At 46.1% G+C, this 22,283-nt stretch carries 21 protein-coding genes, 1 pseudogene and 1 other annotated feature; of the genes and pseudogenes, 2 read left to right on the top strand and 20 right to left on the bottom strand.

Going from position 1 to position 22,283, the window contains the following annotated elements:
* Positions 1–36: 36 nt before the first annotated feature.
* Positions 37–288 carry a 30S ribosomal protein S20 gene (gene rpsT / locus AC58P7_RS06620; protein ID WP_065850436.1) on the top strand — a complete coding sequence of 84 codons (252 nt, stop codon included), beginning with the start codon at positions 37–39 and terminating at the stop codon, positions 286–288.
* 61 nt (positions 289–349) lie between these two features.
* Here the strand turns inward: rpsT and holA are convergent, their stop codons facing one another.
* The 7 genes and pseudogenes from holA to AC58P7_RS06585 form a co-directional block, all read right to left on the bottom strand.
* Entirely contained in the window at positions 350–1,369 is a 1,020-nt protein-coding gene (gene holA, locus AC58P7_RS06615) for a DNA polymerase III subunit delta (RefSeq protein WP_497341067.1), read from the bottom strand.
* 212 nt (positions 1,370–1,581) lie between these two features.
* Positions 1,582–2,796: an anti-sigma factor family protein gene (locus tag AC58P7_RS06610; RefSeq protein ID WP_497341065.1), complete on the bottom strand. Its 1,215-nt coding sequence runs from the start codon at positions 2,794–2,796 to the stop codon at positions 1,582–1,584.
* On the bottom strand, positions 2,793–3,341 hold the full coding sequence (locus AC58P7_RS06605; protein WP_497341063.1) for an RNA polymerase sigma factor: 549 nt from the start codon (positions 3,339–3,341) through the stop codon (positions 2,793–2,795). The genes AC58P7_RS06610 and AC58P7_RS06605 overlap by 4 nt, the downstream gene beginning before the upstream one ends.
* 230 nt (positions 3,342–3,571) lie before the next feature.
* Positions 3,572–3,760, bottom strand: a pseudogene (locus AC58P7_RS06600) (methyl-accepting chemotaxis protein); the annotation flags it as partial.
* Positions 3,761–3,822: 62 nt separating this feature from the next.
* On the bottom strand, positions 3,823–6,393 hold the full coding sequence (locus AC58P7_RS06595) for a DNA internalization-related competence protein ComEC/Rec2 (protein WP_497341061.1): 2,571 nt from the start codon (positions 6,391–6,393) through the stop codon (positions 3,823–3,825).
* Positions 6,394–6,578: 185 nt separating this feature from the next.
* Complete coding sequence (locus AC58P7_RS06590; RefSeq protein WP_497341059.1) at positions 6,579–7,091, bottom strand: deoxycytidylate deaminase; 513 nt, start codon at positions 7,089–7,091, stop codon at positions 6,579–6,581.
* 100 nt (positions 7,092–7,191) lie between these two features.
* Positions 7,192–7,800, bottom strand: coding sequence for a ComEA family DNA-binding protein (locus AC58P7_RS06585; protein WP_497341057.1), 609 nt, complete (start codon positions 7,798–7,800; stop codon positions 7,192–7,194).
* A gap of 250 nt (positions 7,801–8,050) precedes the next feature.
* Here AC58P7_RS06585 and comER point away from each other — a divergent pair, with 250 nt between their 5' ends.
* On the top strand, positions 8,051–8,881 hold the full coding sequence (comER, locus tag AC58P7_RS06580; RefSeq protein WP_497341056.1) for a late competence protein ComER: 831 nt from the start codon (positions 8,051–8,053) through the stop codon (positions 8,879–8,881).
* A gap of 26 nt (positions 8,882–8,907) precedes the next feature.
* Here comER and leuS read toward each other — a convergent pair whose 3' ends face one another.
* The 13 genes from leuS to AC58P7_RS06515 form a co-directional block, all read right to left on the bottom strand.
* A complete protein-coding gene (gene leuS, locus AC58P7_RS06575; RefSeq protein ID WP_497341054.1) occupies positions 8,908–11,367 on the bottom strand; it encodes a leucine--tRNA ligase in 2,460 nt (819 codons plus the stop codon).
* A gap of 73 nt (positions 11,368–11,440) precedes the next feature.
* Positions 11,441–11,684 (bottom strand) — a binding site (T-box leader).
* A 72-nt stretch (positions 11,685–11,756) separates the two neighbouring features.
* Positions 11,757–12,518: a class I SAM-dependent DNA methyltransferase gene (locus AC58P7_RS06570; protein ID WP_497341052.1), complete on the bottom strand. Its 762-nt coding sequence runs from the start codon at positions 12,516–12,518 to the stop codon at positions 11,757–11,759.
* Position 12,519: 1 nt separating this feature from the next.
* On the bottom strand, positions 12,520–13,416 hold the full coding sequence (locus tag AC58P7_RS06565) for a CvfB family protein (RefSeq protein ID WP_497341049.1): 897 nt from the start codon (positions 13,414–13,416) through the stop codon (positions 12,520–12,522).
* A complete protein-coding gene (gene rsfS / locus AC58P7_RS06560; RefSeq protein ID WP_028557974.1) occupies positions 13,413–13,760 on the bottom strand; it encodes a ribosome silencing factor in 348 nt (115 codons plus the stop codon). Before rsfS ends, AC58P7_RS06565 begins: the two co-directional genes overlap by 4 nt.
* A 19-nt stretch (positions 13,761–13,779) precedes the next feature.
* A complete protein-coding gene (gene yqeK, locus AC58P7_RS06555) occupies positions 13,780–14,346 on the bottom strand; it encodes a bis(5'-nucleosyl)-tetraphosphatase (symmetrical) YqeK (RefSeq protein ID WP_497341047.1) in 567 nt (188 codons plus the stop codon).
* Positions 14,336–14,923, bottom strand: coding sequence for a nicotinate-nucleotide adenylyltransferase (nadD, locus tag AC58P7_RS06550; protein ID WP_497341045.1), 588 nt, complete (start codon positions 14,921–14,923; stop codon positions 14,336–14,338). Before nadD ends, yqeK begins: the two co-directional genes overlap by 11 nt.
* Positions 14,924–14,935: 12 nt before the next feature.
* Positions 14,936–15,229: a ribosome assembly RNA-binding protein YhbY gene (yhbY, locus tag AC58P7_RS06545; protein WP_497341043.1), complete on the bottom strand. Its 294-nt coding sequence runs from the start codon at positions 15,227–15,229 to the stop codon at positions 14,936–14,938.
* A gap of 20 nt (positions 15,230–15,249) precedes the next feature.
* Positions 15,250–16,113: a shikimate dehydrogenase gene (gene aroE / locus AC58P7_RS06540; RefSeq protein ID WP_497341041.1), complete on the bottom strand. Its 864-nt coding sequence runs from the start codon at positions 16,111–16,113 to the stop codon at positions 15,250–15,252.
* Between the two features lie 109 nt (positions 16,114–16,222).
* Positions 16,223–17,338, bottom strand: coding sequence for a ribosome biogenesis GTPase YqeH (gene yqeH, locus AC58P7_RS06535; RefSeq protein WP_497341039.1), 1,116 nt, complete (start codon positions 17,336–17,338; stop codon positions 16,223–16,225).
* Positions 17,339–17,346: 8 nt separating this feature from the next.
* Positions 17,347–17,841: a YqeG family HAD IIIA-type phosphatase gene (locus tag AC58P7_RS06530; protein ID WP_497341037.1), complete on the bottom strand. Its 495-nt coding sequence runs from the start codon at positions 17,839–17,841 to the stop codon at positions 17,347–17,349.
* Between the two features lie 91 nt (positions 17,842–17,932).
* Positions 17,933–18,709, bottom strand: coding sequence for an alpha/beta hydrolase (locus tag AC58P7_RS06525; protein WP_497341035.1), 777 nt, complete (start codon positions 18,707–18,709; stop codon positions 17,933–17,935).
* Between the two features lie 63 nt (positions 18,710–18,772).
* Complete coding sequence (locus AC58P7_RS06520) at positions 18,773–21,004, bottom strand: transglutaminase TgpA family protein (RefSeq protein WP_497341033.1); 2,232 nt, start codon at positions 21,002–21,004, stop codon at positions 18,773–18,775.
* Positions 20,997–22,283 (bottom strand): DUF58 domain-containing protein, encoded by a 1,287-nt coding sequence (locus AC58P7_RS06515; RefSeq protein ID WP_497341031.1) that lies wholly within the window; start codon positions 22,281–22,283, stop codon positions 20,997–20,999. The genes AC58P7_RS06520 and AC58P7_RS06515 overlap by 8 nt, the downstream gene beginning before the upstream one ends.

The raw sequence follows: 22,283 nt of genomic DNA, 5'->3' as shown, positions 1-22,283 counted from the left end.
ACGTTGAACGTGTTTTGTAAGTAGGAGGTGAATTTCATGCCAAACATTAAATCCGCTATTAAACGAGTAAAAGTTAGCGAAAAGCGTCGTCTTCGCAACGCTTCCCACAAGTCCGCTTTGCGTACTGCTGTGAAAGCTTTCGAAACAGCTTTAACCCCTGAAGCTCTAGTTTCTGCTTCTAAGAAATTAGACAAAGCTGCTTCTAAAGGTTTAATCCATAAAAATGCCGCTAACCGCAAGAAGTCCCGTCTAGCTAAAAAGCTAAACGCTCTTACGGCTCAAGCGTAATACACGGACATAAAGCAAAAGACTAATTCTCCTCGGAGAATTAGTCTTTTTTCCATTTCTCCTAGGCAGCCAGCCTAAGCAGGAATAATTCCAACCCTAATACCTTATCGATTTTCCCCGTTTTCATCTGCAAATCGAGATCTGCTAGCTCTCCCATGATCCGGCTCAGCTTGTCACCATCGTACTTCCGCGATTGTCCCTCCGCTACCTTAACTGCAAAAGGATGCAAACCAATCTGTGAAGCCATTTGTTGCTGAGAGTAGCCTTGTTTCCCAAGTTCCTTAACCTGAAGCATAATGCGGAACTGTCTAGCGATGAGCGAAGCGATTTTAATCGGCTCCTCGCGCTGCTTCAGCAGCTCCTCTAAGATCACGAAAGCTCGCTCTAACCGTACATTAACAATATCCTCAATAAGAATAAATACGTTCTGCTCCGTGCTCCGAGCGACCAATTGATCAATGACGTCAGGTGTCGCTTCACCATCAGCGCCTACAAATAGCGAAATTTTCTCAAGCTCGGCCGATAACGATTGCAAATTACCACCAGTGTACAAAATCAGCTGGTCAGCAGCCCCACCTGAGAATGTAAAGCTAAGTTGACTGGCTTGCTTAGCTACCCATTGCGTCAGTTCTTCTGGACTCAAGGAAAGGAAAGGCACAGCGGCTTCCATGTCCTTTAAGGCTTTCACGATCTTCTTACGCTCGTCCAATTTATCTGCATCAACCGTAAACACCACAATGGTGTGCTCCGCGGGTGATTTCAAATAGGCCGTCAATCGATCCAAATTGTGCTCAATCTTCGTATTTTCCTTTGCCCCCGTGAAAAATAACGCATTTTTGGCAATGACCAGTTTCTTCGGCACCATAAAAGGTAACGTTTCAGCGTCATCTAATGCAGAGGATAGCGGCATCTCGCTTAAATCAAACTTACTTACAGCAAATTCGCGATCTTCCGGCCCCATCAACGAATCTGTTAAGATTTGAATAAATTCGCGCATTTTATATTTCTCAGGACCGTAGCACAAATAAACGGGCGCCGGGCGGCCTGCTTGTATATCTTTTAATGCTCGTTTGGCATCCATGACTGGCATTCACCCCTCCACTTCATTTTACCAACAACAAAGGGATTACGTCAAAGTCCGAAGACCTTGAAGCAATCCCTTTGCCAGTCTATTTAAACACCGATTTAAGGCCCTAGAAACCCTAACTCGTGTGGATGAATGAACTGATACTTTGTTCCCTTCTGCTATAGATTACGCAAACTCAGACGATTTGGTGCATATTAATCTTACTTTTATTTATTGACTTCTGTTTTCTCAATCACATCGATAAGGATAGTTTGAATCGTACCTTTACTCGTAACCTCATAAAACAGCTTGTCATCCTTCGACCACTCTAGAAGCGTAATTTGATCATCTGGCTGCCATGCATGTTTGGACGTAAACACAATCTCATGCGTACTGCTATTTCGAATAACAACATGAGCCTCTTCAACAGTTGCCTCATATACACCCGTTGATGACTTAAGCATAGTACCACCAGGAGGTATACTTAAAGAAAGTATACCTTGAGTGGCATTGGTACGGTCAGCATTCGTTGGATCAACGGTTGGCACCGGGGTTATTTTCTTGGCAGACGTATCCGTCTTCGATTCTTTCGATGAATTCGGTACGGTTAAGCCTGCTGCAGGAGTAATGGCCTCTGCATTCGGGTCCATCTTAGCAGCATTCGAAGTCTCCGGATTCTTCAGTTTTTCTGGGGCAGTAGTTGATGGCGATGTCTGTCTAGCCAAAGAGTCAGTCCCACCTAGCGGTGTACTGTAAACACCTGGCTTCTCCAGCTTCGCATCTGTTGTTGCCTGCGGCATGCTACCACTGGCAGCAGACGAATCGGATTTCGGCGTTCCTTTACCAAACTGATCTGTATTTGCAACGCCAGGCAACGCCTCTTTACTCGTTGCGGTTTCCTGCTTTTTAACACTGGCATCATTCTGCTCTGCATTACTCATGTCTGAAGCAGCCGCGGAAGGTTTCTCAGCTAAGCTCTTTGATTCAGAACTTGTTTTGAGCATCAAACCATCCGCATTATCGATAACAGGATGCTGCATATTAAAAGCAAAGAATCCAATAATTAATCCCGCGGCAACGACACCGCTTGCGATTTTCCATGAGAACTGCTCTTTTAGTCGGTTCAAACCTGAACGCTTAGGCACTTCAACAGATTCCGTCCGAGCAACCGTAGAAGAGAAAGATACGACATTGTCCGACTTTGAAATCCCATCTTGCTTATCAAATTGGAGCAGTTGCGGCATAATCGCATCAACCAAACTGAAAGGCGGCATAACCTTAGGTAGCTGGGACAATTCGTCAGACAACGCTTGCAGACGTTCAAACATCTCTGCGCAGTCCAAACAATGCATTAGGTGAGCATGCAGCTCATCTTCCTCATTTGGAGCTAAATCTCCATCTAGCTGTCTTTGCATGTACATCATCACCTCTTGACATTTCATCCCCGAACACCTCCTTTCTGATAATCTTGGAGTAACGACTGTAAGGTGTGTCTAGCTCGGAATAAGTAAGACTTCACCGTATTAAGTGGTAAATTGAGCGATTCTGCAATTTCATGATACGAAAAGTCCTGCAAATAACGAAGTACAACCACAGTGCGGTGGTGTTCGGGAAGCTTTTCAATAGCTTCTCTAATATCTTGGGCTAGGTAGCCCGTCAATATTTCTTGTTCTACATTATTATCAGCTGTAAACGTCATCTCATGCTCATCCATAGAAACCGTTGGTTTCGCTCTGCGAAATTTATCGATGCAGACGTTCGTAACAATCCGCTGCACCCACGTTTTGAACAAGGCTTTTTCTTCGTAGGAATTAATTTTGGTATAAATCCGAAGGAGTGCTTCCTGGGAAGCATCTAGCGCATCCTGTTCATTATTCAAAATATAAAAAGCAGTTCGATAAACGTGAGATTCAATCTCTCGCAATAGGGTAATGAGCGCATCACGATCACCGGCTTGTGCTGATCTTACCAGTTCGGGTGCTATCACTGGGATCCCTCCCCCTTGCAATCTTACAGACGCAATCACATCTCATAAGGTTGCAATTCTTTTAGAATAAATATAATGGTATCTTGCATCTATCAGAATAACAAATAATAAGCCATATAACACCTTTTAGACGTAAAAAAGAAGAATTAGTTTCAAAATCGCTTTGAATTCCATAGAAAAAGCCTTAGAAGAACGCCTCCCAAAGAGGCTGCTCCAGCAAAGGCTTGATCTTCTTTAACCGAATGAATCTGTTCTTGGAAAACAGGATAGACTTCGGATAATACCGCAACTGTATCCTCAATTTCATTCTGTATCGTTTCTGTAATCTGTCCGACATAATCGATCGACTGCTTCGACTGAACCGCTTGCTTGCGAATTTCATCCGCTATGACCATAAAGCCTTTGCCTGCGCTAGCCGCCCAGCTGCGCCACCTCAATTAAAATTATGTCAAAAGACCCTTTATTTTAATAATTTCACGATTCATTCCTTAAAACCTTTCAATCGTGTGAATATCCCTTCTTTACTAACCTCCATTTGCACTTCCCCCATAGTATCAGTACGAAAAATGCCAATATTGGCTGCTTCTAAGCGGTCAATAATTTCAGGAGCTGGGTGCCCATACGTATTCATGGAACCTACCGAAATAACAGCAACAGCTGGCTTCCAATAAGCAAGCCACTCTGGCGTCGTGGAGGTTTTACTGCCGTGGTGAGCGACTTTGAGAACGTCGATTTTATGATAAGCGGTGTTTGGGGGAAGTGAAGAAGATGGAGATGGTTCGTTTTCATGCAAATATTCGAGCACAATCGCTTCAGACTCTTTCTCCATGTCTCCGGTAAACAGCCATCGAGTTCCTTGCATGTCAAGCAAGAAAACAACCGATCTAGCATTCTGCTCTTTGACGATTTCAACCATCGTCTGCTTCGTTTCAATCGGATATATCACCTGTAATCTCGTAAGTGGATCAATGTCAATCCAATCCCCAACCTGCGCTGGTAATAAGGGAACTCGTTTTTGCAAAAGTGTTGAAAAGAGGGTCGTCATGCTCGCACTTTCCTTAAAGGTTCCATTAAAAAGAAACTGTTTTACAGGTATTTGCTCCAAAACTGCCTGTAAACCACCACTATGGTCAGCATCTTCGTGAGTAAGTACAACGAGATCTAGTTGCTGAATCCCCCGTTTCTTCAACAATGGAGTAAGCAATTTTCGACCTACCTCGAAGGGATCTTTGCGAATTTTCCATTCTTCCCCAGGTTTGCGAAACGTGAGCGTTCCTCCTCCATCAATTAAAATGTGACGTCCATAGGGCGTACGGATAAGTATTGAGTCTCCTTGACCGACATCAATAAATTGTACAAGGCCTGTACGTTGAAAGCGATGCGGCGAGTATCCGATCCACAAGAGCAGAAGAAATCCACTTACTGCAAGCCATATGCCTAGTTTCACACTTAAATTGTTTGTGCTTTTCCTGCTATCGAAGTCCAACCGAATGGGCGGCTCTTCGGTAGAGGCCTGATAAACACGGTACCATAGCACATAGATCAGAATTAGAAATCCATAGTAAAAGCAGATCCACGGTATACTTGGCGATGGCCAAATCATTTTGAGATGAGGAATCTGCTGAAGTTGATCCGTAATCCAAAATATAGCTTGATTTAGCCAAGCGATCAGCGAGCCCAATCTTTGCCCTATGGGGAAGTAAAGCAAGCCGAGAGCTAGAGCAACCAAGCCTGCTGGAAACACAATCATGCTGATTACGGGAACCAGTACAGCATTTGCTAGCCAAGACAACAAAGAAAATTGATTAAAATAGTAAATTGAGACGGGAAAGGAGACGGATTGAGAGACCAGTGTGATTGCGAGGGTGTTTCTGAGCAGAGGAGAAGTTACAACTGGCGACAGTAAGTTAGTCACCCTTTGCACGCCAAGGATGAGTCCCAGTGTGACTAGGAAGGAAAGTTGGAAGCTTACATCGAGCAAAAAGTATGGATCCCACAACAGCATAGCCCACGCGGCCACGGCCAATATATGCAGTACCTCTTTCATCCCTCCACGCCGAGCAGCGTATAAAGCAATCATCGACATGAGTCCAGCCCTGACTATCGATGGTGACGCCCCTGTAACGAGGACATAGAACGGAAGTAAACACATACAGATGAGCAGGTATGTCTCTTTCGCTACCTTGAAGCGGCGCAAGAGCCATATGCATACGCCTAGAAAAACAGCAATATTTAAGCCTGATATCGCTAAAATGTGAGTCAGCCCCAGCTCCGAAAATTGCTGGAAGCGGTCGGGATCCAGATCGTCTGTGAGTCCGATCAACATGCTCTTCATGAATCCCGCTTGTGACGCGGGAAAGATCACGTCCATGCGCCTGCTGAGCGCAGCTCGCAGCTCGTCGTTCCAGCGCAGCAGCTGGACGACGCTAAGGCGCGCAGCCGCAGGCTGCACCTGCGCCCCATCCACCCCTTTGGCTGAAACCAGCCAATGGGTGTGGTGAAGGCGCAGATATCGGCGGTAGTCGAAACCGCCGAAGTTGCGAGCCGCGGACGGGCTGCGCAGCGTCCCCGTTAGCGTCAGGGCGTCGCCTCGGCGCCAGCCCGACGCCACAGCTTGCTGCGCCTGCTCCATCAGGCGCAGTGAGACCTGCACGCTTTCTCCGCCGAGCGGGAAAGCGGTGGTGTCCTGGAAGCGGACGGATTCCGCTTCCACGGTGAAGCTAGCCCTGTCACCGTCAATGGTGACAGGGCTAGCGAAACGGCCGAGCAGCGTGACCTCGCTGCCGCCCTCGCTTGCCTGCTGCTGCTGCTGCGCCAGCGGCAGCGCAGTGATGTTGCGCTGGTCGGTCCCTTGGTAATAGCCGTAGGCGATGACGACCAGCAGCAAGGCACTTAGCGGCTGCCGGCCAGGCAGACGCAGCGCGTAGATGATGACGAGCGCGGCTAGCAGCAGCGCGCTCGTCATCCAGGACAGCCAAGGGAGCTCCGTGTAGATGGCGAGCACATAGCCACTTATCCACAGACAGCATCCTTGAACAACTGGTCTTTTCATAGTGTGGAAACACTCCTTTTTATGAGAATAAGCTTGCGTGATATTCGCTTTAATTCAGCCTTGAGTCCCGAACAATAAGTTCACTTTCCGAGCCTATCGCCATTTTATAACATTCAAAAAACCTCCCCCTAGCGCACCCCAACGGCTGCTTCTAGAGAGAGGTTCTTCCCCTCAGAGCTCATTATTTAGTTCACTACCTCAGTTACCGTCCCAGCTGGCGGTTCATATCCCGTCATTTGACGGAACGAAATACCTCTCGCCCCCATCAACTGGCTAACCTTCTCATGATCCTTTGGATACCCCCGATGAAACACAATCTCTGTTACACCGCTGTTGGCCAGCATATTAGCACAGGTCCAGCAAGGCTGATCCGTCACATAAACAGTGGAACCTTCGCGATCTTCACGATCGGTAAACAACAGCAGATTCTGTTCGGCATGGATGGTGCGAATACAACGTTGCTTACGAACGACTTCCTCCACGTCTGCAATGACCTTTAGCTCGATTTCTTCCACAAGCATACAGCCCGCCTCTGTACAATCCGGCACACCCATCGGGGCACCATTATAGGCTGTACCGAGCAGCTTTTTCCCCTGAACAAGGACGGCTCCAACATGTCTACGGTTACACTGCGAGCGTGTAGAGGCCATATAAGCAATATCTAGGAAATACGTATCCCAATCTTTCCGGATGCTCATGATGTTAAACTCCCTCCTGATGACTCGATCTTGTATTGTTAATGAAACCCAAAACTATTTCTAGTATTTTCTCATATTTCAATTGAAATGAAAAGATAAGCTAGGATGGAGCCACATAGATTAGCCCTTTTAGCTTTTCAAGCATTTTCTCCCCAATGCCTTTCACATCCATCAGTTCTTCAACACGTTTGAAGCTTCCTTTCTTTGTACGGTATTCGAGAATGGCTCTAGCCTTACTTTCGCCAATCCCTGGCAGCTTATCCAATTGCTCTACAGTGGCTGTGTTTAAATCTAACATTCCGTTTTGGGTTTCATGCGATGGTGGTGTCACTTTTGAAGAGGTTGACGTTTTGGAAGATGAAGGCGCGGAGCTGGCAGCAGCAGGTGAAGTCGGAGTCACTGCTGAAGATGGCAATTGAATGTCTGACTCTGCAGCGTGTGATGTTGTCGTTCGAGTCATTGAATTTGGTACTGTCTTTGAACTCGCCTTCGGCGTTTGAGCCGCTTTTACTGTAGGAGCTGGAGTAGACTTCCCTACTCCCTCTTTGTTCTCCAGAGCCTCCTGCGTTAGTAATTCTTGCATTTGTGTATTGATCGGCACAAGACTCGTTCGAATCGTGGTTTGACCCCCGCGGAGGAATGGCCAAACTACCCAAACAAATAGTGCAATACCCCCTAGGCTGAACAGAATTCTCTTTATTTTATCCACAGACTACCTTCTTTCTTAGCATATTTGTGAATAGTCAACCATATACATGAAAAAGCGTCCAAATTACTACACGAAAAGTCACCTTGCTAACAAGCTGATTCGTACAACGTTATCGAATTTATTTCACGGATGAGCGACCGCGTTTGTAGGTTGGTTTTATCACCAATAAGTAAGACGTTTTCGTTAACCGAAGACTTAATCTTGCTTGTGTGGAGTATAAAGACTGATTTTTTTCGGGAGGGATTACTTGATGAAAGCTGGATTCATCGGTACTGGGAGTATGGGAAGTATTCTGATTGAAGCATTCATTCATTCTGGGGCATTCAATCCCGAGCAAATTATCGCTAGCAATCGAACATTACGTAAAGTTGAACTACTCGCGGAGAACTATCCTGGCCTGCAGGTTGCAGAAACGAATTGTGAAGTCGTACGTGGAAGCGATCTGATTTTCTTATGTGTGAAACCATCTGAATTCAAAACTGTTATTGATGAAATCAAAGAGGACGTGCTTTCCTCTCAATTTATAATATCCATAACGAGCCCTATTCTAATTAAACATCTGGAAGGCCTTTTGCCCGCTAAAATAAGTAAAATTATTCCAAGTATCACGAACTATGTGTTAAGCGGAGCGACGTTATGCATCCATGGGAATCGCATGCAGCCTGAGGATAAAGAGTGGCTTGAAAATATTTTCACGCATATTTCTACACCGATCCGAGTGTCTGAAAATTATACGAGGATATCATCTGATTTATCTAGCTGTGGTCCTGCCTTTCTTGCTAGCTTCATTCAAGCTTTTATCGATGCTGCTGTGGAAGAAACGGGAATTTCTGCTGAGGAAGCCACATTGCTGGCTAGTGAAATGACTTTAGGCACTGGAAAGCTGCTCACCACGGGAGGCTTCAACCCTGCTAGCTTGCAAAAGCGAGTATCTGTTCCTGGAGGCATTACTGCAGAAGGCTTACGAATTTTGGAAAAGGAGCTTTGCGGAGTTTTCTCTCAAGTTATTAATGCCACACATGCGAAATATGAAGAAGACATTGAGAAGGCCGAACTGCTCTTTACACTAAAGCAGCAGTAGCCCTCTCAACTGTCAAGTTTCTTTGATTACCCTACAACGATATTGACTAATTTACCCTTAACGACAATCAATTTGCGAACGGCCTTTCCGGCGGTCGCTTCTTTGACTTTGTCGAGTTCAAAAGCCATTTTCTCCATCGCTGCTTCATCTGTATCTTTGGAAATCATCACGCGGTCAACGATTTTACCATTGATCTGTACAACGATTTCGATTTCATTATCCACTGTCCATGCTTCATCATAAGCTGGCCAGACTTCGTAAGTAATGGATTCGACGCCGCCCAATTTCTCCCAAAGCTCTTCAGCTAAATGCGGAGCGATCGGGGATAGCATTTGCACGAAATTTTTCATCGCTTCTAAAGGTAGACGCTCTGTTTTGTAAGCCTCATTGACGAAAATCATCATTTGGCTAATCGCGGTATTGAAGCGAAGTGCTTCGAAATCCTCGGTAATTTTCTTGATCGAACGGTGCCACGTACGCTTGAAAGTATCGCTACCCAGCGTTTCGTCCCCGCTAATTTTCGCATGAACCTGACCGTTGTCATCGACGAACAATCTCCACACCCGATTCAAGAAACGGTAGATTCCATCCACACCCGTTGTATTCCACGGTTTTGTCGCTTCCAACGGCCCCATGAACATTTCATAAATGCGTAATGTATCCGCACCTTGATCGCTCACGATGTCATCCGGATTCACAACATTGCCTCGTGATTTACTCATTTTCTCCATATTCTCGCCAAGAATCATCCCTTGGTTGACAAGCTTATGGAAAGGCTCTTTGGTATGAACAAAACCAAGATCGTAAAGCACTTTGTGCCAGAAACGCGCATATAGCAAGTGAAGAACCGCATGTTCAGCTCCGCCAATGTACAAATCTACAGGCAACCATTGCTTTTGCAGTTCATCCGAGCAGAAGGCTTGATCATTTTTCGGATCGATGAAACGCAGGTAATACCAGCAGCTTCCCGCCCATTGTGGCATTGTATTCGTTTCACGGCGAGCTTTCATACCTGTTTCTGGATCAATCGTATTCACCCATTCAGATACGTTGGCAAGCGGTGATTCGCCAGTACCGGATGGTTTGATTTCATCCACTTGTGGAAGCAATAACGGCAACTGATCCACAGGAACTGGCTTCATTGTCCCATCTTCAAGGTGAAGAATCGGAATTGGCTCACCCCAGTAACGTTGGCGGCTGAACAACCAATCTCTTAAGCGATACGTCACTTTGCCGCGGCCATTGCCATTTTGCTCCAACCAAGCGATCATATGGCTGATCCCTTGCTCAATGTTCAAACCGTCGATCGGACCTGAGTTTACATGCTTACCATCGCCAGCATAAGCTTCCTTCTCAACGTTCCCGCCTTGTACGACCTCGATAATTGGTAAAGCGAATTGCTTCGCAAACTCCCAGTCGCGTTGATCGTGTCCTGGTACCGCCATAATCGCGCCAGTTCCGTAACCGCCAAGCACATAATCAGCGATCCAAATTGGCACCTTCGTGTCATTTACTGGATTGATCGCATAAGCCCCTGTGAACACACCGGATTTGTCTTTCGCCAAATCTGTGCGCTCCAAGTCACTCTTGCGTGAAGCTTTCTCTTGGTATTCTTTGATCGCAGCAGCTTGCGCTTCTGTCACAATGTGCCCAACAAGCTCATGCTCAGGCGCCAATACGCAGTAAGTTGCTCCGAACAAGGTATCTGGACGTGTTGTGAAAACAGTTAAGTTTTTCTCAGCATGCCCCTCAATCGCAAATTGAACTTCAGCACCCGTTGATTTCCCAATCCAGTTGCGCTGCATATCCTTAATACTTTCGGACCAATCGAGCTCCTCAAGATCTTCAAGCAAGCGCTCCGCATACTCCGTAATTCTCAAAATCCACTGACGCATCGGTTTACGAATAACTGGATGATTACCACGTTCACTTAATCCGTCAATGACTTCCTCATTCGCGAGAACCGTACCTAAAGCCGGACACCAGTTAACAGGTACCTCATCGACATAAGCAAGTCCTTTATTGTACAGCTGGATGAAAATCCACTGCGTCCATTTGTAATACTCTGGATCCGTCGTACTAATCTCGCGATCCCAGTCATAGGAGAAGCCCAATGATTTAATTTGACGGCGGAACGTATCGATATTTTTCTTTGTAAACTCACGCGGATCATTCCCTGTGTCCAAAGCGTACTGCTCAGCAGGAAGTCCGAACGCATCCCAGCCCATGGGGTGAAGAACATTAAAGCCTCTCATCCGCTTGAAACGAGAGACGATGTCTGTTGCTGTATAGCCTTCTGGATGCCCTACGTGCAAGCCTGCGCCTGATGGGTATGGAAACATATCCAAGGCATAAAATTTCGGTTTATCCGAATTTTCAAGTACTTTAAATGTTTTCTTAGCATCCCAATACGCTTGCCATTTGGGTTCAATCGCTTGCGGATTGTAGCCCTGTTGTTCCTTGGTTTCTTTCGATTCCTGTGTCATGATACAAATCCTCCTTCAAGTTGCTTTTGCCTGCGTATGCGCACAAAAAAACCTCACATCGCTAGCGGATATCGCTAGGGACGAGAGGTATAATTCCCGTGGTACCACCCTAGTTAACACAAGGCATACTTTACCTGTGTTCACTCTGCCCCTTAACGCGGGTGAGACGATCCAGCTAGCGCTTCTGATCTTGGATCAGGCGGTTCACCTTCTAGCTCCGAGGCGAGTTCTCAAGACGAACATCTGCCGGCTCACACCCAAGCTCCGACTCTCTGAAAGATGCTGTACAAGGTACTATTCCTCATCTAAGCTTTCCAAACAACTGATTAGCTTTGATTATATGTAAAATAATGCCGCACTGTCAAGCCGAGGGCGAATCGTCATCAGTATTATTTCTTCGCAATAAAGAAAGCTCGCTCCGTACTAACCGTAGGCTGCTCCCAAGTAAAGTCAGCTGCTTGATAAACCTCACGGAAGCCTACCTCAAGCAGCATCTGCTCCAGCCACTCCAGGGAATATGCTCTTTGCTGATGCGTTTCATCTATGCGGCGGAAGGTTTCGCCCTGCCCGCTGTCCTTGACGAAGATCGTTAAATCATGTTCAATCTGAACCCGTTCCTCATCCAGCTCGCTTGTCCAAATGTAAGCAACATCGTCTTCATTTAGAAAAAAAGGCTGAGAATCTGCATACGCAAATAACTGCTCTGCGGTATGTACATCGAAGAGAAATAACCCTCCTGGCTTGAGTCCCGCCAACGTCTGACGGAAAGCATCCACGATGTCATCTTCTTCTAATAAATAATTGAGACTGTCGCAAAATGAAATGGCCACATCGACTTCCTCGCCTAACTCCCATTCACGTAAATCCTGTTGAATCCAACGAATGGCACCGCCGCGAAGTTGACCGGGTTGTTCACTTTGCTTCTGCTCAGCAACGGCCAGCATATCCTCGGAGAGATCAATCCCCGTCACCTGTAAGCCTTGTGCGGCTAACGGAATGGACAAATTGCCTGTACCGCAGCCTAAGTCAACAAGGGTTGTCGGCTTGACATCAAAGCGTTCAAAGCTTTCCTTAACGAACCGCAACCAGTCTTCATAAGGCATGCTATTCATCAAGCGATCGTACGTATAGGCGAATTTTTCGTAACTCATCTCAACCTTGCGTCTCCTCTTGTTTCAAATAGGTCCAATCCGCTTCCTGATAGATGAGCCCATCTTTCATAAGCTTGCCTAAGGCACGTTTGAAGGCTGCCTTACTTAGGCCGAATTTATCCTTGATGATATCTGCCTGTGTTTTGTCTGAGAATGGCATTGCATTCCCTGGACGTCCACGGAGCACTTCTAGAATGCATTCCGCATCTTCGTCGCGTCCTTTTTCCTTTGGAAGCCTCATCGAAAGGTTAACTCGTCCATCCTCTTCACGCACAAATGCAATCCTCACATCGACTAGCTCACCTACACGAAGTAACCGAGTTCGTTCTTGCGGAATGATAAGTCCGATGACTCCAAATCCAAGGACACCCGCATCACAAATCACGAATGTACCCATTTGAAGCGGTCGATAGACGCGCGCTTTCACCCATTGATTGGTCCAGCTTGAAGGGGCTCGTACACAAAGAGGTGCCAGATCTTCTTCAAGTGCTAGTTTAGCAATTAATCGACCTTGACGATCGTGAGCAAGCGTCGCGAACACTTTGTCACCTACTTGAGGACGAAGCTCTTCAAGTTCAGGCACATGACGGTAAGGTAAGAGTAGGTGACGACCAAGACCCATTTCTAAGAAATAGCCAAACCGCGGATGTATATCAACAACCTCTAGAAGTCCCACTTGACCCATAGTCAGTAGTGGACGCTTCATGGTCGCCATGATTCGATCCTGCGTATCGTGGAATAAGAACACTTCCACTTGGTCTCCTGGACTAATTCGATTCCCTACGATTTCCGCATAAGGCAGCAGAAAATCCTGATAACCATCACTCAGGAAAAAGCCGTTTGGCGGAACTTCCCTTGCTACCTCTAGGGTAACAAGGGATCCTGCTTCCATTCTCATACGCGCTCCACAACTTTAGCGTCGGACCAAAGTCTTTCGATATTATAGTATTCACGGTCATCGCGATGGAAAACGTGGAGAACAACATCCCCTAGATCAAGCAGCACCCATCTTGCTGTATCAACGCCTTCAAAGCCTCGAATATGAACACCATGCTCATGCGCTTTTTTACGAGCTTCGCCTGCGATTGCCTGTACTTGCGTTTCCGAATTCCCGTGACAAATCACGAAATAATCCGCGATTAGGGATACGCCTTTCAAATTCAGGCTTACGATATCTGCCGCTTTTTTATCTTCCGCTGCCTCAACAACGAATGCTAATATTTCTTCTGGGTTTTTACTCATGCAATCATCCTCCATGTCATTAATTCTGTATTTGTTCTAATAAATCATTCCGTGTCAAAATGGTAAGTGGATAAATGCGCTTTCCTTTGGACAGCAAAAAGTTGATCGTTGAATCGAAGCCGGCAATCAATGCGTGCTCAAGACTCGTCTTAGCTAGCTCACGAATATGCTCGACGCCGGGGAAATCACGCCCGGGTTCCATATAATCCGCTAAGCAAACGATTTTGTCTAGCAGCGTCATTTGTTCGCGACCTGATGTATGATAGCGGATCGCATCCAAAATTTCCTCATCGTCGATGCCGAATTGCGTCTTCGCAATAAAAGCACCTGCGTGCGAATGCCATAGTTCCTTATCGAAAGCTAACAAGTCCTGCGGTAAATCGTTCTCACGAATAATCTTAGCTTGCTCCTGTACGGGCCAATACTTGCAATAATCATGCAAAATTGCCGCGACATCTGCTTTGACAGTATCTCCGCCAAATCGTTCGGCGAGCATAACGCTCGTTTCCATCACACCTAAGGTGTGCAGCCAGCGCCGTTCAGGCATTTGTTCCTTCACAGCCGCCATGAGATCTTCACGTTTCATATAAGCGATTCACCTCCATGAATTGCCCTACCTTATCTGGCACAAGGTACCTGACAGGATCATGTTTCTGCCTCAGCGCACGAATAGCTGTAGACGAAATTTCAACAAGCGGCATCGGTACCAGCTTCACTCGATTTCGTATAAGCTCGGGCAGTTGTGTCAAGTCCAGCTCGTAACCAGGTCTGGCTAATCCAATAAAATGAATATGCCGCACGATGTCATCGATGCGATGCCACTGCGGCAAATACTGAACCATATCCGCGCCAATAATGTAGGTGAACACGATGTCCGGATACTGCGATTTCAACAGTTCGATCGTATCGATACTATAGGATACGCCGCCTTTGCCAATTTCGATATCGACAGGACGAAAAAAAGGATTGCCTTCCGCAGCAAGGCAAACCATCTCCCAACGCTGCTGGCTTGTTGCCCTTGGCGCATTAGGCTTATGCGGCGGGACGCCCGCAGGCATCAACCACACCTCGTCCAAGCCTCCTTCTACCCTCGCACGTTCAGCTGCGATTAAATGACCGGTATGAATGGGATCGAACGTGCCTCCCATAATTCCGACAAGCATACGTCCACCTCATTAGCGCGGCAGTTCAATCTTCTTGTTGTCACGCGATTCTTTGTAAAGCACAACGATCTTTCCGATAACCTGAACAAGCTCTGCGCCAGATTTTTCGGATAATTCTGCACCTACTTCTTGACGATCTTCTCCGCTGTTGTTAAGCACCGTAATTTTGATCAATTCACGAACTTCGATTGCTTCTTGAATATGACGAATTAAATGCTCGTTCACGCCACCTTTACCTACTTGGAAAATCGGGTCTACATGGTGTGCCATGGAGCGTAAATAACGTTTCTGTTTGCCTGTTAACATAGATGTCCCTCTATTCATTCTTATTCAGTTAATGACTGTTCTACCACCTGTCTCATCGCCTCAACCGGCGCAGGGGTACCCGTCCAATACTCGAACGCATAAGCGCCTTGATAAATAAACATACCAAGCCCGCCATGTATGCGTGCTCCTATGGCTTCCGCTTCACGAAGAAATCTCGTGATCCGCGGATTATAAATAAGATCACTCACGAGGTGGTGCTGCCGAAGGAGGTGAAGCGGTAATGGAAGCTCGTCCACGTTAGGATGCATGCCAGCCGAAGTCGTGTTAAGAACAAATTCAACGTTATCCATTACGCTGTCAAGTTCATCCATGCCTAAAGCAACGGTCTCGGTGAAGGCACCTATCGTATTTGCAAGTTCCACTGCACGTTCTTTGGTACGATTCGCGATATAGATGCAACTCGCACCTTCCTTAGCCAGCGCATAGGCAACGCCTCTTGCCGCACCGCCAGCGCCGAGAAGAAGAACACGTTTCCCTTTGAGCTCAATCCCCGTCTCTTCCTTCAAGGAACGCACATAACCAATTCCATCCGTGTTAAAGCCTTTGAGCTTGCCAGCTTCATTCACAATAGTATTGACTGCGCCAACGATCATAGCCCCTTCATCGATCTCATCGAGGTAGTTCATAACATCTACTTTATGTGGAATGGTAACATTCACTCCGCGGTATCCGAGAGCCCTAATTCCCCGAACTGCCTCTCCAAGCTCTTCAGGTTTAACGTGAAAAGCTGCATAAACCCCATTGATCCCCGCTTCCTGAAAAGCACGATTCAACATGATCGGAGAACGGGAATGCCTAATAGGATCCCCGAATACCCCGTATAGTACTGTATGACTGTCGATCCTCGTCACAAGCTTCTCCATGATCTCCCACCATGCCCCCCGAAATAAACGGCTACGACGTCTGTAAAGGACGACGCGTTTATCAGAAATATACCCGATTAATGATGTGAAACTTATATTTTCTAATATTTTAAATCAACGACTCCCGTGTAATCACTTTAATACCTTTCGGTGCATGAACAGCGAGCTGTGCACCAGCTAGACTATTCACTTTAATCCAGCCTAAACCAGAAATGAGCACATCCATCTGTTTCCCCTTTGGAATGTGCAGCGGATGCTTAACTAGCTTAGGAAGCTCGTCAAGATCAGCTTGCCCCGGCGGCGTCAGCATGACTCCTTTGTGTTCTTCATACAAGTTATCCGCTCGCTCCAACTTCGTGCGGTGAATTTGAATCGCATTCGACGTGTAGCATGTAAAGGATTGATGCTCCCCTTGGATGAAATCGAACCGAACTAACGCGCCAAAAAATAAGGTTTGTGCCTCATTCAATTGAAATACCATCGGTTTAAGTGGTTTATCCGGCATAAGCGGCGTTAAATCCCGCTTCTTCACAACCTCAGTCAAACGATGCTTGTACACAATCCCTGGTGTATCAATAATGAATCTTCCATCATCAAGTGGAATTTTGACAAGATCAAGGGTAGTTCCCGGATATTGCGATGTCGTCAATTCGGCTTCCAAATCGCTATAATCACTGATCAGGCGATTGATCAAAGTCGATTTCCCCACGTTCGTAGCGCCGACCACGTACACATCCATGTTGCCGCGATATTCTTGTACAGCAGAAATAACACGATCAAAACCGATGTTTTTCTTCGCGCTGCACAGGACGATATCAACAACCTTCAGGTTCTCTTCCTTCACTCTTCGTTGCACCCAATTGATGATTTTGTTGGCATTCGTTACTTTAGGCAGTAAATCAATCTTATTCACAACAAGCAGAACAGGATTGTTTCCAATAAATCGGGCAAGTGAACTAATCATACTGCCTTCAAAATCAAAAATATCCACGATTTTCACAACTAACGCCTTCGTTTGACCAACATGTCCTAATAATTTCAGGAAATCGTCCTGTTGAAGGGTAATACTTGAAGATTCATTATAGTGCTTAATCCGGTAACAGCGCTGGCATATCAAAGGTTCCTTCTGCAATGCAGCCTCTGGAATAAAGCCAAGCTTACTTTTGTCTTCTGTTTGCAGCCCAATGCCGCAACCCGCACAATGTTGTATTGTTTCTGTACTCATGAAACCTCCTATTTCTTCATCCTTGCTAAAGCCCATTTTTCAATGAGGCGATTCACTCTAGTGAATAGGCCTTCATCTTTCCTTGAGATGGGTTGAACGAGGATCGTATACAGCCCCATTCGATTGCCGCCAAGCACATCAGTCAGCATTTGATCCCCGATAACTGTGGTCTGTCGTGCACTCGTTCCAAGCAGCTTCATCGCTTTATGGAAGGAAGCATTCGTCGGTTTTTTGGCACGGTGAATAAACGGAATGCCCAGCGGCTTTGCAAAGGTCGAAACCCTGTTATGATGGTTGTTCGACACAATGACAACTTTGAAGCCGATCTGCTGCAAATGATTCAGCCATTCTATTAACTCAGGCGTCGCATGTGGATCGCGTGCGCCGACAAGTGTATTATCAAGATCCGTTATAATTCCGCGAATACCGAATCCCCACAGGTGATTGGCATCAATATCATAAATTGTATGAACAGACTGTCTGGGTACAAGCTTTTTCAGCAAACAAATTCCCTCCAACTGCTTCCTTGACATATACGTGAAACTATACCATAGTGCCTCGTTTGTTGCAAAAAGAAAAGAACATATTTTCCCACTAGCCTCTCGTTGGCAGCGGTAACCAGTCTAATACGCTTTGGATTTTGCGATCCCAGTAGCCCCATTCATGTGTGGCAGGCTCTTCTTCATATGTCATTTGCAACCCCTGTGCTCGGCAATAATCGCGAAATCGAATGTTGTCTTCATACAGAAAGTCTTCCGTCCCGCAGCATTGAAAGAGCTTCGGTCTATCTTGTTTACTAGCAACGAGCTGATCTGCTAGATAGAACAAATCATTAGGGCTATCTTTTATCTTCGTTACATCGCCAAAAATCAATTGAAAGTCATTTGGAAATGCAATGGCTCTCTCAACAATATCAACCGCACCAGACAAGCTTGCCCCTGCTGCAAAACGATCCGGATGTGTGAGTGCGAGCTTCATAGCGCCATACCCGCCCATTGAAAGTCCTGCCACGTAATTCAACTCTCGTTCTTCTGCTAAGGGGAAGAATGATCTTGCTAACGCAGGCAATTCTTCACTAATAAATTCCCAATATTTCGGTCCTGACGCCATATCCGCATAAAAGCTGCGATTCACTGCAGGCATTATGACCGCAATACCGAGCTGGGAGGCATAACGCTCAATCGAGGTTCTCCGCATCCAAATCGTATGGTCATCGGACAAGCCATGAAGTAAATATAAAGTAGGGTGCTTTCCCCCATAAGCATGAGAAGCCAACCCAATTTGACTTTTGGCAGCTTGAGGTAAAATAACATGCATAGAAGCAGACACACCTAGGGACTCAGAGTAAAAATGACAATCCATAAACGCCATTTGGGTAGATCTCCTCTCATAGGAAGCCACCCTCCATTATTGGAGAGTGGCTTCATACCATGCCTATTTCATTTGTTCTTTTACACGGAGAATCAACTGATTCGCCTGTTGATATTCGATTTCTGAAACAGCTAACTGACTGTATTTAGCCCGTTCAAAAAGTTCAATTAACGCGTCAAGTTCTTTCTTCATCCATTTGCTCTGCGTCGCCCATCGTGTTATAGCTTCACGAGCAGTTTCATGTTCGTGTCTAGTGTACCCTTTTCGACGGCTAGAACGAAGCATTTTTTCAAATTCAACGATGATTTTCTGATTAAAATTGACAATTTGCAGCTCTTTCCTACGAGCTCGCCAATTCCGCCATGCTTCACTTCTCATTAGGAAGAATGTAGCAGTAGTTAGTAGTCCTGCGACCGCTACACTACTAAGCGTTAGCCAGATCCAAGTGAAGCTTGGTGCTTCTGTTGTCACTTCAGGCAATGTACTCGTTTCTGTATCGGTTGTTAAATCCTTTGGCGGTGGTGTCGCTTCTGGGAATACATTTGGCAGCTTAAAGCCTGAGGTTGGCTCAAACGATATCCAGCCAAAGCCTTCAAAGTAAACTTCTACCCAAGAGTGCGCATCTGAGTTGCGAATCGTATACGTGCCTGCCCCGTCCAAGTCAATGGTTGTTCCTAATTGGCTTAAGATACCCTGCTCGCGAATATCATCAGTTATCGATGAGGCACCGGAAGAATAACCTTTCACCCATCGTGTTGGTAGACCAATAGAACGCGTGAGCACAGCCATCGCAGTCGAATAATAATCACAATACCCTTGCTTCACTTCGAATAAGAATCGATCTACGAAATCTTTGCTCTTCCCCTTTGACTCATCCGGCGTATTCGTATAAGGATAATGCTCGGACAAATACTTCTCGATTAGCTTAGCTTTGTCATAGGGATTTGTTGCAGATTTTGTAATATCAACAGCCAACTGTTTGACACGTTCAGGAAGGTCAGCCGGTATTTGCAAGTATTCAGCCCACTCTGGCTGGTTTGTATAATCCGCTTTGGTCGTACGCAGCAGTTCTTCTTCTAGAACAGGCTCCTGCGTTACAATCGCGTAATCTTTGGGATAGTTGTTTCGTCCCATGAAGCGAAGCTCGGATTGTCGAGGTGACCAAATGATCCGTTGGAACGGGTTTTCACCTTTATTGATGTCAACGATTTTCTGAATCGCGTACCCCCCGAATAAGACGGGAAACACCTCTTCTCTTTCCATTACAATGCTTTGAGTAACTTCTTTGGTTTTCAACTGCGATATGTTGAACCTAGGATCAAGTGGCAACGGGTTCAAATTCACCCGATAAACTGGCAGCCTCTTTTCTGTTGGTCCTAACTCCCAACCCTTTCCGTTATACAGGGACCTCGTTTCACCACGGAAATAGGTGCGTTTACTAGTTTCAACCGTCATCACGGGCGTGTAATCGAAACGAAACCCGCCACCGAGCCTACTATCGTCACGACTATATCCAGAGGAGGCATCGGCTGTCGATGCCGTCACGCTAACTCCTTTGCCAATCAATGGCACCTCTTCCCCGCGACTCACTTTCCATGCCGTATATGGATCCGTTAGTATCGGATTTACCGTCGGAGCGAACACACCTGCCATAACAACTACACCTATTAAAATACAAATGGGAACGACGAAGGAAGATGGGTAATCCGAAATCGTCTCCCAAACGTCCGGTGCCTTTTTCTTCAACTGGGAAAAATGTTTAACAATTAAGAGCAGAAATCCACAAAGCAGGATCATCGCCACTTGCGGCCATAAGAAAATCATACTGAACGAATCCCTTACGGCAAAAAATAAAATGCTAACAAAAATGAGGACGACAATTCGAAATTTGGATTCGATGGACCACATCGCGAATAAATAAATGAACCACGTGCCTAGACTAAACCAGATATATGGTTCTAATTGACCGGCATTGAGCCCAATCCAGCGCAGTGCCTCTTTCCAGCTTGTCACATCGACGGAGACCCAATGATACCCCATACCAAAGCCATGGAGCCAAATAATGAGTACGAATTGAAATAATGCGCGCAAGCCCGTTTTGATTTTCGGTATACAATATGTTGCCGTAATAAGGGCTAGGGTCCAGGTTACGAATGAAACTGTCTCAGCAAGCCACAGTCCATCTTCCTTCATAATCCAAATTACAAATTGATACAGGAAGATACCTACGAAAATCGCTGAAACTCGTAACGCCCAGTCCTTGAGAAGGAGTCTACCCCACCATGTGTTAGGCATACCTTTTCGCCCCTCCCAGAAGGTTAGGCAAGTCCGCTAATTGACTAACCTCATACCCCATGTAACCTTGTGAACGAATCGCCTTAATGTAGTCCTCGTGTGTGGACATGTACTCAAGACCCTGCGCCCCAAAAGCTTGATCGGCATGTGCATGAATCCAGATGTGGCAAGGCTTCATTTGAAGAAGCGCCATTTGTTGAAACATTTGCAGCATGCTACTACCTTTTTGGGGAGATATAAGAACAATTAAACTTCCAGCTGGCCAATCCTGTACGCGTTCCTTCAATATCTGGCTTAAAGATTGATAGCCATCGGCATCAACACCAACAAGATGTTTGACAATTTCCTTATAATGATGCTGTGTGTGTTTTGGTTCAAAATAAGTGAATTCTTTGCCGATCGAAAGCAAGCCCAGCGACATTTCACGGCCTGTTCCGTAGCGGAACAAGGAAGCCGCAACAGACACGGCAAGTTCAAATTCAGCCTCATCTCGGTACGCGCGCGCGGTCCGGTCCAGTAAAACAATCGTTTTCGGCAAGGATTCCCGCTCGAATTCCTTCGACTTCCAGGTGCCTGTCTTCGCCGTTGCGTTCCAGTGAATACGTGAGAGTCGATCCCCATAAATATATTCGCGAACACCATTAATTTGCGTAGTTTCCCGGTGTGCGCTAGTCACAGTGGAGTGATGCTGCATCCCTTTAAGCATTTGATGAAATTGCGCCCATTCCCGGATCGTTACGGTTTGCGGATATACGGTAATCGGCTGCTGCAGATCTAATCGACCTTTATGCTGGAAAAAGCCAAATATATCTTCCGTTAAGCACTCTGTCTCCCCGAAACGGTAATACCCTCTTCGGAGTGGCGGCGTGCTGTATGTGAACTCACCCCGACGTTTCCAATCCGGTACGATCGACCCTTCGAAAACAGATTCATCACCATTTTGACGAATGAGCTGATCTTTGATCATCACGTACGGAATCGGCCAATAACCCGGTATTTGTATACCGATCTGAATTTGTAGAGATTGACCTGCCTCGAGTTTAGCCTCCAAGCCTGTATTCGTAAGCTTGCGATTCCCCTGTGCACGTTTGATTCCGCTCCAATTTCCAGACAGCAAATACACGGTTAAAAAAGTCATCATAATAAACAACATGGAAGCCAGCTTACCACCTTGAAATAACATGAATAATAAGCTAGCCACCAAACAAGTTAAAAGTAGCCAAAAAGCTGCCGGAAAGCGAGGAAGATCCTCGAATCGTTTGAATACCGGTCGTATCAT

This window comes from Paenibacillus sp. J22FR5 (genome assembly GCF_059691975.1).
Note: the sequence above shows the minus strand (reverse complement) of the source record. Positions and strands in the feature narration are given on the sequence as shown.